Source organism: Candidatus Uabimicrobium helgolandensis, from assembly GCF_041508025.1.
GTDB lineage: Bacteria > Planctomycetota > Uabimicrobiia > Uabimicrobiales > Uabimicrobiaceae > Uabimicrobium > Uabimicrobium helgolandensis.
Genome location: NZ_CP165719.1, coordinates 1,326,508 through 1,340,904, shown reverse-complemented (window position 1 = coordinate 1,340,904; position 14,397 = coordinate 1,326,508). Strand labels below are relative to the sequence as shown.

Sequence of the window (14,397 nt, the reverse complement as noted above, 5' to 3'; positions counted from 1 at the left end):
GGGAGAATTCTCAAGACAAGACTAAATTCTATTTTAGTATATTTTAAATGTCGACGCGCCCTAAACAACAAAAAAATAGCAGACCGCCAAATAAAATTGGTGAATCTGCTATTTTTTTGTTGTTAGAACATATCAACACTTAGTATAAAGAACACTTAAACATAACTACGCAATATTTTTTCGTCTAAGAATGATAAGCATGCGGTTAGTAATTTAGAAGAAGTTGTTTCCCAAAAGATAAACTGAACATGATCACCATGTTCTCGAATAAACCATCCACTAGATTTTTTCTCATGGTATGAAGCAACAATGGATAAAGCCTCTTCTGTTGTCATAAAACTAAACTTAGAATCTGGTTGTAAAAGTAAGAATGAAATATCGTGTTTAGACATTTTTTCGAGTGCTTTTTCCAAGTCATTGTAACACTCAACATCAATTTCTACCCTTAAACCTTCGCGAATAACTGCTTCACCGATAACAGAAGCTGCTCCGGCATCGTTGCTATTAGCAATAACTAACGCTGACTTTTCATACTCATGATCCAAAAGGATTTCCCATTCATTCTTCGCTTGTTCGAGAAGTTCTTTCACCTGATCATTTTCAACATACATCTCTTCGCTAAAACTATAAGCTTGCTGCAAACTGTAAATTGCTAACCATGAACATTTGTATCTTTCTAGACAAAATCGACCACTATCGATGTACGCAGCAACAGATTGTAATGCGTAATTTAAGTATTTTTTAGGAGCATATTCATCTTCTACATGTTGTTTTTTCTCTTCTTCTGACCAATCTTGGTAGTTAATTCCAAGTAACCTCAAAGCCTCAACTTGTAAAAGTGGCATAAGATGGTTTTCGTGAATATTTTCTTGGCAAAGTTTAATAGTCAAGTGCAAAGCTCGCGCGCAATTAAAATAATCTTTACAAGATAAGTAAACATTATAGCTATCGAGATATTTTACCGCTGCCTTTAGTAAGTTGCCTTGTTTAGCTTGATAGCTACCCCATTTTTCAATATTGACAGCAAGACGATTTCGTTGATCATTATTGTTAGAAAAAGAAACAAGAGCTTGTAAGAAGATTGCTTTTGTTTGATGATCTTTACCAGGACAAAGTTCACGTATTAAGAGCAGCGCTAAATTTTCGACTTCTGGTTTAAAATATGTTCTAACGCTGGCTTTATAGGATTTTAGTAAGAAAAGTAACAGCCATGCAAATTCAGGAAAGGTTTTATCTGGGCTGTAATTATATATTATTTTTTTCCACAAAGACATGTCTTCTTCTGCTAATAACGGACCTCCTTCGATAAGTCCTGCTATACGATATAATTTCAACAAAGCAAGAAGTGGTTCAAGGAAGTCTTTTTCTTTCTTTTTTTCTTTGTCTTTACTAGACTCTAACATATCTTTAGCAATGTCAATAAACATATCTCTTGCTTCAGGAAATAGCTTAGCACCTTCTTCGTATAAAAAATAAGCATTTTCATAAGCCATCATTTTCTCATTCTCAATACCAGCTTTAAGCATGTGATCTAATGACATTTCTGGTTTTTGGCTATTCTTCCAATGGAAAAGATGTACATAAGGTGGATGGTCATCTGTAAGCGATGCTGCAATGTTTGTATGGAAGTGAAGCTTGTCTTCTTTTGATGAACCTGCAATTAAAGCATACTTACTATAATCATGACTAAATACATAGTGTTCATCACTTATTAATTGCAATATTCCATACTTGACAGCACTTTGTGCAATATTGTCAAATTCTTCTGAAGATAAAGATGAACTAGCAGCCCAGTCTTTTTTAGCAATAGGAGAGTGCAAAAAAGCTGCGCGTTGTAATTCACTAAAAGCTTGCGGTCCCAAATCTTCTAAGTTTGCATGTATAAAATAATCAATACTGTCAAATAGTGTTATTTGGTGTTCTTCATATTTTAAGTTCCATTTCTGTGATCGAAACTCCAAAACATTGCGCGATAAATACAAAAGTAGTTCACCAACAAAAAAGCCACTACCCTTTGCTAAATAACAAAAAGCATCGATATAGGTAGAAGAAAAAAGCTTTAACCCTAGTATTTTTTTAAAGACTCTTTCTATCTCTTTTTCACTAACAGGCTGCAAAGAAAGTGCTTTTGTGTAATCTAAATTTTCTATTTGGGCAACAAACTCCTTCGGTCGCATTCCTGTACGTCTCTTAATACTTTTCATTGCTTGAAGTTGTTGCATAATCGATACATTTTTTTTTCGAAGCTCAAAAGGCGTTATCATTCCTTGATCTTCAATATCAAGTTGGATGACAAATAAAATAGGAGCTGAGATACTCATAGAACTCTTAATCAAAAATAACAGTAATTCCAGAGAACTAGTTTCCGCCCATTGCAAGTCTTCGCAATAAAAAATAGCGGGTAAATCTTCATCCAGAAGATGGCGTGAAAAAGAAATGTGTAAATCGGTTATGTCTTTTTGTTGCAGTGATTGATTACTACGAGCAAATCTACGCGTTGTTTTCCCTATAATTCCTTTGTAGATAGCTTTTTCCAGCTTATTGACTTCTTGTAAATTAGTTTCACGATTACTGGCAAATTCATCAAAAATATTACTAAAAGAAAAACGAAATATGTCATACGGCGTAGGAATGTGGGAACCAAAACCAAGATAATACGGCAAGCCGCTGTTTGTTACCATGTTGCGTAGAATATTTTTTTGCCCGTACTGCGATGATCCCTCAACAAGAAGAACGCCTCCCTGCCCTTGAGATAATAGTTTTATGCGATCAACAATTTCTCTTTGTTCGTGTTCACGCCCTAGAAGAGTAAGGCTAAAAATAATTTTTTGTAAATCCATAACTATATCCTATTAACTTCTATTATTTGGACATCCCTATTCGGAAAAAATGTATCGCAAATTTGCGCGACAGTTGTTGGCCTTGAAGTAAACACAACGTCTGCTATCTCTGTCTTCATCATTATTTGCAAGCTAGGATACCAACCTTCACCCCTTAATTCCAAAGGCCCTATTTCATCTATGAATAAAACCTCTACTTGTGTACTAAGTGCTTTGTATAAGCAATTATTGCCGAACTGCAAACCTGCTTGTGTAAAGCCAAAAGCGCCTTGTATTGTCGTTGCCACCAAATCTCTTTGCGCTAGTAATACATTGTTATTTGTAGTAACATCGCGAACCCAAAAATTTTGACGCTTGCCATTATTGAAATCACCAGTGGTTGTTATACCACCTATTTTTCGATTATTTAATTCTCGAATCATTTTCTCTACAGCAGTTGTTTTGCCACTACCCGAAACACCAGAAAAGCACAAAACTTTTTCCATAAAGCGACCCCAGACTCAAAATCATCTACAAATATTCTCTTCAGGGAAGTGGCGGAAAATAATTTACCATTTCACATGCTCTTTTATTCATCAACGTCGTTATTCTTTACTTACAGAACTACGGCGATGCGCGCTCAAAATGCTTAGTTGATGAATAAAATTTCTATGTAAAATATAGTATATTATTTTCAACCACTTCTCTCACTACAATTTTGTAACAGGTTCTTATACAATTGCTTAATTGTAGGTGAAAATAGTTTTAGGTCAACGAAAATTTTTGTTGTACTTGATTTTTGAGTATCCACAGGTTAGATTTTACTAGAACCTGTCATCAATTACAAAAAGTGTGAAACCGTGTGCCGATCCACTCCTACATCACCATGCATTAAAGATATATCGTAGTATATGTGTATACAGGCACCAACTACACCTACCCAAGTAGGGCGTATCAAAATTTTAAATAGGATAGCATCCTACAAGTAATGGTTATTCAGAATTTATAAAAGAATACGATTAATTTTATTTTGACTATATTTAAATCGTTCGTTCGCAGTCAGCGTTTGTGGCGTAGGATATACAATATTCGCGAAACGATGTACAAGCGTAAACAGAAATAATCTTCACAATTCACAATAACCTTGCTTCTACAAGACTTTAAATAGTAGTCCGCACATTCCTTTACAGAAAAGACATAGTATGGTTAATGTTGTCAATACAAAAGTTGAAAATTTGGAAGGAGTATTAGAAAGTGTTATATTTACCTCTGAAGAGACACACTTTACAATAGCAAGGTTTACATACAAAGAAAGTGAACCATCTATTACTGTTGTCGGTAATATTTTTTCCGCAAATGTTGGAGAAAAATTGCGCATTAGTGGGGTATGGAAGAAACACGCAAAATACGGCTTGCAGCTTGAAATTGAACGTTTTGAAGTAATCCTTCCTACTCAAAAAGAATCAATCGAAAAATACTTGGCTTCAGGAATTGTAAGTGGAATAGGGCCTTCATTGGCAAAAAGAATAGTTAAACATTTTGGAGATAGTACTTTTGAAGTACTAGACAAAGAACCCCAGCGAATTCAAGAGGTGCAGGGTATAGGAGAAAAAAAAGCCGCTGATATCGAAAATTCGTGGAAAATGCAACGCAATCGCCATGAAATGATGCTTTTTTTGACTTCACATGGTATTAAAGGCAGCCGCGCAGCCAAAATTTACAAAAAGTACGGAGGAAATCTCGTTGCCATCATTAAAAATAATCCTTATCGTTTAGCTATTGACATTGATGGTATTGGCTTTTTAACAGCGGACAAAATAGCTCGCGAAGTAGGTATTCCCGAAGATTCTCCAGAACGTATAGAGGCAGCTATTTTGCATACAATGGGAGAAGCAAGTTCTCAAGGACACTGTTATTTGCCGCAAGATATGCTTGTTGATCGTACTTATACATTGCTAAAAGTTGACCCTATTCTTATTGCTGATATTTTACAAAAAAATATATCGCAACAAAAACTAATGACAATTGAGGACCCTGAACATCCTGTATACCTCAAAAGAATATATTTTTGCGAAACCCAGGTTGCTCGTTATCTTTCAGGTATAATGCGTACGGCATTTGCAGTTGATTTACCACCTTTACCTAAAATTATTAAGCACATAAAAAAAACGATGAATGTAGAACTTCATCCTGAACAGAAAAATGCCTTAGAACTTTCTCTTACCAATAAAATTTCTCTTATCACTGGAGGGCCTGGAGTCGGAAAAACAACTATAATCAAGGCCCTTGTTTCTGTTTTGCAAAAAAATGATTGCCGTATTGCTCTTGCTGCTCCTACAGGACGCGCAGCTAAACGTCTTGCTGAAGCCTCCGGAACATCAGCAAGCACTATTCATAGACTTTTACATTACAATCCTCATGAAAATGCTTTTGAATACAACAAAGAGCGGCACCTAGAGATAGACTGGCTAATCATAGATGAAACATCAATGATGGACATATCATTGTCTTATCACTTAGTAAGCGCTATTCCTCCTGGTGCAGGAGTAACTTTTGTAGGGGACTGTGACCAGTTACCTTCTGTAGGACCAGGAAATTTCTTAGGAGACCTAATTACGAGTGACGAAATACCTTTAACGCGTCTTACTCATATTTATCGTCAATCTACAGATTCGTCTATTGTGCGTACCGCACACGAAATTAATTCTGGGTCTTTGCCTCAAATTATCAATAGTGATAAATCAGATATCTTTTTTTTACCAACGGATAATCCGCAAGAAGGCGCAAAAATGATTGTCGATCTTGTCTCTTCAAGATTACGTAAAAAATATAATTTAGATCCTATACACGATATCCAAACTCTTGTTCCTATGTATCGCGGTGAAGTAGGAGCTGATAACCTTAACGCACTACTTTCGCAAAGCCTAAACGCTTCTGAGAAGAAAATTTCCGGTGGTAAATTTCGCGAAGGTGATAAAGTAATGCAAGTCAGTAATAACTATGAAAAAGATGTTTATAATGGTGACATTGGTATTATTTCTGGTGTAAATCGCGTAGACCACACTTTTACTATTGCATTTGATCACAAGGAGGTAAATTATGAGTTTTCAGAGTTAGATCAACTGGCCTTAGCATATGCTATTAGTATCCACAAATCGCAAGGTAGTGAGTACCCTGTTGTTATTATTCCTGTATTTACACAACACTATATTATGTTGCAAAGAAATTTACTATACACAGCAATCACTCGCGGTAAAAAAATGGTCGTCATTGTGGGTAGTTGGCGTGCTTTAGGTATTGCTGTACGTAATGTGGAATCGCGAACGCGTTATACAAAATTAGCTCACTGGTTATGCCAGTGAATTTAGTAAAAGTCATCATTTAAGAGATAGTGTAAAATAAGTCGCCAAATTTTGCACCGTCTCCTTTAGTTAGGACTGTCTTATGAAATGGATGTTACCCGCACTTTTCTGCTTATCTATGCTACAAGCAGAAACACAAGTAAAACTTACGATCAACAAAAAGTTGATTCGTATTAATAGTCCCTGTCAGCTAGAAGTTTCTTTTACAACAACAAAAAGTACCAAAGGAAAATTGAGCTTTTTTTACGATAATGATGCTTTGTTTTATCGTAGTAAAGACATCATCCTTACAGCAGGAAAAAATAACAAATATTTATTTTGGCTTCCTCCGCTAAAAACTTCTTACTATCGCGTTTTTTTTGAAACACAAAATAAAAAAATAAATTTAGGTTCTCGTGATCTAGGGCAAGTAGTCGATTTACTCATTACCACTACGTTTACTAAAAACACACCTCTTGAACGCGCCTGCAATATAACAAGTTTGCTGCCACAAACTAGCAATGGGAAAAATATGACTGCTTATCGGCGAATATTATTAGAGGATCTACCTTCGAATGTTATAACGGCATATCACAATACCGATATAATACTAATTCATAGTAGTTTCTTGTCGCTTATGACAGAAGAACACCTTAATACTCTAGACAAATGGATACTTATGGGAGGGAGCGCGTGTTTCGTAATCAACAAAGATAATCTCTTTCAACAACATCACCGCAATTTTATATCAAAAATAAGCTCCACAAATAATATTCACAATTTAAGCAACATTGTAACTACCTACAGACACGGTTGGGGTAGAGCAATGATTTGCAATTTTTTGCAAAAGCCTTATGATGATTTTAGTAGTTTAAATTGGCAAAAAACGATCTTGTGGTTATGGAAAATAAGAAGCAGCGTAATCAAAGAAATTGTTGATGGCCGAATAAATCTAATCGAAAACCTCAGCTACTACCAAGAAATTGCAAATTGGCGTAATGATTTTCGTTATCGCAATTATAGTGGGGGAGCTTCGAGCAAAATAGGAAACTATTTGCTCCCAAAAAGCATACAAATTCCTCCGACAATGTTGCTAGCATTACTGCTTGTATTATTCTTAATCTTCGTTGGCCCCATAGAGTATTTTGTACTTAAGAAAATGAACAAGCGTGTTCTCACGTGGATAACATTTCCAATTGCAACTCTTTGTTTTTGGCTTGTTTGCCAATGGATTGCGAGTTTGTATCTTAGCGATGTAAAATCAAGCAAAACCATTTTTATTGTTGATGTTGACTCTCAAAAAAGAACTGTGCGTTACAACGAACTTAATTTTTTTATGAGTTCGATGCCTAAGCAAATCACAAACAAGTTAGAGAATGCCATTCAAGCTAATTTGGAGACGTCAATAGATTATTATCGCGATAATGTTGTTAATGATAACTGCTCTTATGAAGGTGCATTTCCTTCTGAATTTTCTGTCACCCAAAATTTACGAAAATGGTCTCCTTACTTACGACGTATTGTTAAACAAGGCACTCCTTTTCCTTTCGAAGGAAATTTTGAAACCGTATTAAAAAATATGCACTTATCGCAATCAGTAAGAATGTACAAAAGTTATTATAACAGGAGAAGTCACAGTAATCATCGAGCAACGAAATTCTATCCTGAAATCCAAGAATTTGATCGTGTATATGTAATACACCAAGGTCATGTTTATTATATTAAAGGACAATCAAACGACATGGACCGTGGGATTTTTCAATTTACTTATTCTCCTCCAGAAGGAAAACGTATTCTCTTTTCTCAAAGGTCTCCAAGTGGAGGATCAGACGCATCTACCGATTTAACTGTTCACGACACGACAAATCCTCTCCAGTATATTTTTATCCTTGTTCGTGAAGAGCAAGAACGAATCATTGTTTTTCGTTATTTATTCTACAAAGGAGCATAATGTGAGCTTTGTTAATATTAGTAACATGACAGTTCGTTATGATAGCTTTATTGCTGTTCATACAATGAACTTGCAAATACCTGCTGGCGAAGTATTTGGTTTTATTGGACCAAACGGAGCAGGGAAATCAACAACTATGAAAGTTCTTGCGACATTACTAAAACCCCAAATCGGCAAAGTATTTGTTGATAACATAGATGTCTTAAAAGAACCCAAAAAAATACGAAGTATTATAGGGTATATGCCTGATGCATTTGGAGTTTATGACGACTTAACTGTACAAGAGTACTTACATTTTTTCGCAGCAGCATACCGTATTAATTGGTCTAAACGTAAAAATCTTGTAAATGACCTGTTAGCTCTCACTGATCTCACCAAAAAAAAATATGCGCAAGTAGATTCTCTTTCCCGTGGCATGAAGCAACGTTTGGGTATTGCGCGCGTACTTATTCACGATCCCAAATTTTTGATTCTCGACGAGCCAGCAAGCGGTTTAGACCCACGTGCGCGTATAGAAATGCGCGAATTGTTAAAAGAACTGCGCAACATGGGTAAAACAGTCATGATTTCTAGCCATATCTTGAGCGAACTATCAGAACTTTGTACACGCATCGGAATTATCGAAGCAGGAAAAATAGTCGCAGAAGGTTCTCTCGAAGAGATATACACTCAACTTGGCGTAGAAAAAGTAGTGCACACACAAATACTCAATTATGATGAACATTTACATCAAAAAATCTCAGAAATTCCAGGGGTTACATCTGTGAAAAAGCAACAAAATCGCGTAGAGATTCATATCAAAGAACAACAACTAAAACCAGAAGTACTCCTTCAAAACCTTATTGCTCTAGATGCCTGTATTCGCATGTTTCAGCCAGGTGCCATTGACCTTGAAACTGTTTTTATGAAACTAACAGAAGGAAAAACCGCTTAGGAGCAATAAATTGATATCTAAACTCCCGCTACTACAAAAAGAGCTAATCGAGTATGCTTCTACAAAGCGTATTTATATATTGCGTGTTTTGTATGGTATATGCCTGTATGTAATTTTTCTAGTCAACTGGTCTCAGTATACAAGTTATGATAATCTTTATCAGGTTTTAGGAAGTGGACGTTGGCTACTGGAATATATTTTTGCAACAAATACAGGTGCTATATATATTATTTTACCCATGATAAGCTCTATTGTTGTGACCAATGAAAAAGAAAAGCGTACATTGTCTTTACTCCTTACCACCAAGTTGGGACCAGGACTAATTCTATTTGAAAAATTTCTTGGCTTAGTGCTATCAATGTTTTATTTTTTATTAATGTCATTTCCAATTATATACATGACGTATTTGCTTGGAGGTCTCACAAATAAAAAGATTTTTCTATCACTTTATATACAGTTTTTAACTATTGCACAAGTAGCAGCGATAGGTTTGTTCTTCTCTTGTTACTGCAAAACCTCAATTAAAGCAATCATGTCAACCTATATCTGGGGTTTTATTCTGTACGCCTTTTTGCCTTTTTTTGATATATTTACCAATATAAGCAACTACGGAGAAATCATGCTATTTCCTCCAGGATTTTATTTTTATTTGGATAGATATTCATTAAATAGTTGGGATATTTTGAGCTACACACTCCCTATTTGGATCACTATTTTACTTGCTCTTTTAGGAGCAAGGCATCTTTTGATACGTTATCCTCGAAAAATTAACCAAAAGCCCTTAGCGGTTAGAGTTCGCGAAGATTTCAAATTGGATAGGCACAAAACACCACGTATCCATTTACCTCTACTATGGCGCGAAGGAACTCACAATACTTGGGGGCTTTCTGCTAAAATTTTCTTTGGCGTCGGAGTCGTTATAGCTATTGCCATTATTGGTAACCTTCCCGACTCTCGACATCGGCGAAACGAAATGGCCATGATAATTTATTTCTTTGGCCTTGCGATAGCAGCTTTATTTCTCGCCATGAAAAGTGTTTCTTTATTTCAACGCGAAATTAAACAAGAAACCTGGGATGTGCTTCTGACAACAACAATCAAAACGGAAAGTATCTTTTTTCAAAAGACAATGGCCTTAACAAAGTTCACGATATATATATGTACATTACTTGTAATTGTCTATTCTTTTAATATAGCAGCATTTCATAGATATAATTATTACAACGTCCGTCTATCTACCGGGGCAAAGTGGATTTACTCTCTTATTTTTACGTTCTTGATATTTTCAATTATTCAGTGGTCAATGACATGGCTAGGTCTAGTATTCAAAAGAAACAGAAGAATCGCATTTGTTGCCATTGGAATTATCGTCTCTTGGTGCCTCTTACCCATATTAGCTTCCGAATTTTCGCGCGATATTTTTGGCGGATCGCGAGGCGACTACCGTATTTTCTCACTTTTTAGTCCATTTGCTATTTTCGTATTTGTTACTGAAGGTCGTATACCTCATTTTCGAGGCGAAGGCGCATATACTGCTTTGAATCTTTCTTTACTCATTTATTTGGCAATGGCTGCTATATGTTTTGCAAGCGCATACTTTAGCAGTAAGAAACACATTCGCGTTTGTGATTAAGGAACAAGAATTGATATCAATATTTCCATTATTACACAAAGAATTGATTGAGTACGCTTCAACAAAACGTATATATTTGCTACGTATTCTATATGGAATATGTATCTACACAGTTTTTCTTATAAGTTGGTCTCCATACACAAGCCATCGTTATATTTATCAGAGTCTTGGAAGTGGATACTTGTTACTCGATAGTATATTTAAAGCAAACATAGCAGCTATATTTATAATTTTACCGATTATGAGTTCTTGTATCATCACCAGTGAAAAAGAAAAACGTACATTATCTTTACTACTTTCTACACCGTTGGGTCCAGGATTTATTCTTTTTGAAAAGTTTCTTGGTTTAGTATTTTCAATGTTTAGTTTTTTATTGATGTCATGCCCGGTGATATATATGACTTACTTGCTGGGAGGAGTAACCAATCAAAAGATTTTTTTATCTCTCTATTCTCAACTCTTAACCACACTACAAGTGGCAGCATTAGGTTTGTTTTTCTCTTGCTATTGCAAAACATCAATAAGAGCTATTATCGCAACTTATTTTTGTTGTTTTGCGCTCTACAGTATTTTGCCATTTTATAACTTATTTATAGTAAACGGTGGTATTATAAACTTTTTCTTCCCCCCCGAGTGTTATTTTTATGTCAAAAACGGTGTTATTGATATTAGTCTAGCTATAGGCATTTTTATCTCTACTTTACCCACTTGGGTCACAATTTCGATTGCTTTTATAAGCGCAAGATATACTCTGATACGTTACCCACAACGCATTAATAAAAAGTCACTAACAACTAAAATGAGCGACGAATTTACGTTGATAAAAAATGATAGTCTACGTATCCGTTTGCCTATATTGTGGCGTGAAAATTCAAATAATTACTGGGGATTTTCGATGCTTGTGGTTATGATAATAGTAGCTATTCTCGGAATATCTCTTATAGTCTCAAAATCTTTAACAATACTGAATTTAATAGTACTTTCAATATATATCATAAGCTTAATTTTTGTCGCTTTGTGCGTTACAATAAAAAGCACAACAATACTTCAACGCGAAGTCAAACAACAGACTTGGGATGTGCTTCTCACAACAACAATGAGCACTAGAAGTATTTTTTTTCAAAAGGCTTTAACCCTTACGAAATATACAATATATCTTTCTATACTTCCTATTTGTTTACATACTTTTCACGTATGCGCAATAGGAAATGTATTAGATCATTACACTTATGGTAAAATACCGATGAAAACACGGTGGGTGTATGGTTGTACGTTTACTATTTTGATTTTTTCCTGTATCCAGTGGACAATGACTTGGCTGGGACTCATTTTCAAGAACAATAAGCGAGTAGTTTTTATTGCCTTGATAATTCTTATTACTTGGTGCGCATTACCTATGTGCATACCTACATTTTTATATGAGATGTTTGGAGGAAGATATGAGCGGCTTCATTTTTTGACAATATTTAGCCCTGTCACTATTTTTTCATGTGTAATAGAAGGCCAACATACTAACTATTATTATAACGCATATGGTCTTATGGATAAAGCTTTCATTATCTTTGCAATAATCACTTTGTTTTCATTTCTAGGGGCGTATTTTTCTGGAAAGAAACAAATTCGAGTTTGTGATTGAGGAACAAGAATTGATATCAATATTTCCATTATTGCAAAAAGAATTGATTGAGTACGCTTCAACAAAGCGTATATATTTACTACGTATTCTATATGGGATATGTATCTACGCTGTTTTTTTAGTCAGTTGGTCTAGTTATTCCAATCATAATAATGTCTATCAAGTTCTAGGAAGTGGACACTGGTTATTAGAAAATATATTTAAAGTAAATATAGGTGCTATATTTATTATCCTACCTATGGTAAGCTCCTATGTCATTACAAATGAAAAAGAAAAGCGTACTTTATCTTTACTACTTCTTACACCGCTTAGCCCAAGCTTAATTCTATTTGAAAAACTCCTCGGTTTAGTACTCTCAATGTTTGGCTTTTTATTGATGTCATTTCCTATAATGTATATGACTTATCTGCTGGGAGGAGTGACAAACCAAAAGATTTTTTTAGCACTTTATATTCAGTTTTTAGCAACTGTACAAGTAGCAACACTAGCCTTATTTTTTTCTTGCTACTGTAAAAGATCAATAACAGCCATAGTAGCAACTTATATTTATGGATTTATACTTTACGCGGCTTTACCATTTTACAGCTTACTTTCTTCTATAAGCAACTACAGCATAACTTTGTTTTTTCCCCCAGGTTTTTATTTTTATTTCGATAATTTCCTTGTAACTAATCTTAATATTTTTATTTATACTTTGCCTATTTGGATTACAGTTTTGTTTGCTTTTATAGGTGCAAGATACTTTTTAATACAGCAGACACAATCTAATCAAGAATCACGAACACGCAAAATTTACTACAAATTTTTACCAAAGAAAAATAACAAATTCCATATTCGTTTACCTATCGTATGGCGCGAAAACTTAAATAATTACGGAGGATTATCAATATTTGTAGTCATGGTAATAGGAACACTTATTGCAATAGACCTTATTATCTCTGAATCTTTCTCAATACTCAATATACTAATTATTTCAATATATTTATTGAGCGTAGTTTTATCAATTTTATATATTACAATAAAAAGCGCTACAACATTTCAACGCGAAATAAAACAAGAAACCTGGGAAATACTTCTTACAACAACAATCAGCACTAGGAGTATTTTTTTTCAAAAAGTGTTAGCACTTACAAAATTTACAACATATTCCACAATACTTCTTGTTTGTACACATCTTTTTCAGATAACAACTCTAGGAACCTACTATTATAGTATTTTAAAAACGAAGTGGATAAACGGCTGCATTTTTACGATTTTGATTTTTTTTAGTTTACAATGGATAATGATGTGGTTAGGACTGGTTTTTAAGAACAATAGGAAGATGATTTTTATTGCTTTAGCTGTTTTAATTACTTGGTGTGCACTACCGATGTTAGTCTACGCATTTTCATACGAATTATTTGGAAGAAACTATCCTTCTTTAGCATTACTTAGCCCTGTTTCTATTTTTTTATGCGTGATAAATAGCCATATCCCACATCCTTATTTTTCTTCAATAGAAGCGGAAATGATGGGCGAAGTTCTGATCTATTTTATTATAATTGCTCTGTTGTCGTTTACAGCTCTATATTTGAGTAGTAAGAAGTGTATTAGAATTTGTGATTAAAACAGATGCCGAGTCCTCTTTTTAAGAAGAGGACTCACGCAAAACGAAGTAAGGGCATCGCAAAAGATAATATTTCTTTTACACAACTGAAATTATCCCTTCATTCGACAGTGTCAAATATGCTTCTATAATAAGTTGCGCAAGATTGAAATAAAACTATTTTTTCAACAATTCTTGCAATTCTTTTGAGTCATACATTTCGCGCATGATATCACTTCCACCAACAAACTCACCTTTTACATACAGTTGCGGAATAGTTTTCCAATCACTGTAATCTTTGATGCCTTGGCGAGTCAAATCATCTTCCAAAACGTTGAAATCTACGAATTCGGTTACTCCACATGCTTTTAACATAGCGACAGCTTGACCACTAAAACCACACATTGGTTGTTGTGCTGTTCCTTTCATATAAAGAACAACATTGTTATTTTCTACTGTTGCTTTTATTTCTTTTTCTACATCGCGACTCATTTTGCT

The 14,397-nt window shown here is 34.7% G+C and carries 9 protein-coding genes; 6 read left to right on the top strand and 3 right to left on the bottom strand.

Features of this window, described 5'->3' with window-relative positions; all coding sequences use genetic code 11:
• Positions 1 to 155: 155 nt before the first annotated feature.
• Both UABHE_RS04855 and UABHE_RS04850 read right to left on the bottom strand, forming a co-directional pair.
• On the bottom strand, positions 156 to 2,840 hold the full coding sequence (locus tag UABHE_RS04855; protein ID WP_372369112.1) for a hypothetical protein: 2,685 nt from the start codon (positions 2,838 to 2,840) through the stop codon (positions 156 to 158).
• Positions 2,841 to 2,842: 2 nt separating this feature from the next.
• On the bottom strand, positions 2,843 to 3,325 hold the full coding sequence (locus tag UABHE_RS04850) for a nucleoside-triphosphatase (protein WP_372369111.1): 483 nt from the start codon (positions 3,323 to 3,325) through the stop codon (positions 2,843 to 2,845).
• A gap of 696 nt (positions 3,326 to 4,021) precedes the next feature.
• Between UABHE_RS04850 and UABHE_RS04845 the strand changes: the two genes are divergently transcribed.
• The 6 genes from UABHE_RS04845 (at position 4,022) to UABHE_RS04820 (ending at position 13,920) form a co-directional block, all read left to right on the top strand.
• Entirely contained in the window at positions 4,022 to 6,181 is a 2,160-nt protein-coding gene (locus tag UABHE_RS04845) for an ATP-dependent RecD-like DNA helicase (RefSeq protein ID WP_372369110.1), read from the top strand.
• Positions 6,182 to 6,263: 82 nt separating this feature from the next.
• Positions 6,264 to 8,111, top strand: a complete 1,848-nt coding sequence (locus UABHE_RS04840; RefSeq protein WP_372369109.1) for a hypothetical protein — start codon at positions 6,264 to 6,266, stop codon at positions 8,109 to 8,111.
• A 1-nt stretch (position 8,112) separates the two neighbouring features.
• Positions 8,113 to 9,045: an ATP-binding cassette domain-containing protein gene (locus tag UABHE_RS04835; protein ID WP_372369108.1), complete on the top strand. Its 933-nt coding sequence runs from the start codon at positions 8,113 to 8,115 to the stop codon at positions 9,043 to 9,045.
• Between the two features lie 10 nt (positions 9,046 to 9,055).
• Entirely contained in the window at positions 9,056 to 10,678 is a 1,623-nt protein-coding gene (locus UABHE_RS04830; protein WP_372369107.1) for a hypothetical protein, read from the top strand.
• A gap of 10 nt (positions 10,679 to 10,688) precedes the next feature.
• Positions 10,689 to 12,314: an ABC transporter permease subunit gene (locus UABHE_RS04825; protein WP_372369106.1), complete on the top strand. Its 1,626-nt coding sequence runs from the start codon at positions 10,689 to 10,691 to the stop codon at positions 12,312 to 12,314.
• A gap of 10 nt (positions 12,315 to 12,324) precedes the next feature.
• The gene (locus UABHE_RS04820) at positions 12,325 to 13,920 is read left to right on the top strand and encodes an ABC transporter permease subunit (protein ID WP_372369105.1); all 1,596 of its coding nucleotides are present in this window, start codon (positions 12,325 to 12,327) and stop codon (positions 13,918 to 13,920) included.
• Between the two features lie 156 nt (positions 13,921 to 14,076).
• Here UABHE_RS04820 and grxD read toward each other — a convergent pair whose 3' ends face one another.
• Positions 14,077 to 14,391 carry a Grx4 family monothiol glutaredoxin gene (gene grxD / locus UABHE_RS04815; protein WP_372369104.1) on the bottom strand — a complete coding sequence of 105 codons (315 nt, stop codon included), beginning with the start codon at positions 14,389 to 14,391 and terminating at the stop codon, positions 14,077 to 14,079.
• Positions 14,392 to 14,397 lie beyond the last annotated feature (6 nt).

What these genes read in the sequence shown, in the direction of transcription:
- UABHE_RS04855 (WP_372369112.1), bottom strand. Translation starts at nt 2,840, where the DNA reads ATGGATTTACAAAAAATTATTTTTAGCCTTACTCTTCTAGGGCGTGAA.
- UABHE_RS04850 (WP_372369111.1), bottom strand. Translation starts at nt 3,325, where the DNA reads ATGGAAAAAGTTTTGTGCTTTTCTGGTGTTTCGGGTAGTGGCAAAACA.
- UABHE_RS04845 (WP_372369110.1), top strand. Translation starts at nt 4,022, where the DNA reads ATGGTTAATGTTGTCAATACAAAAGTTGAAAATTTGGAAGGAGTATTA.
- UABHE_RS04840 (WP_372369109.1), top strand. Translation starts at nt 6,264, where the DNA reads ATGAAATGGATGTTACCCGCACTTTTCTGCTTATCTATGCTACAAGCA.
- grxD (WP_372369104.1), bottom strand. Translation starts at nt 14,391, where the DNA reads ATGAGTCGCGATGTAGAAAAAGAAATAAAAGCAACAGTAGAAAATAAC.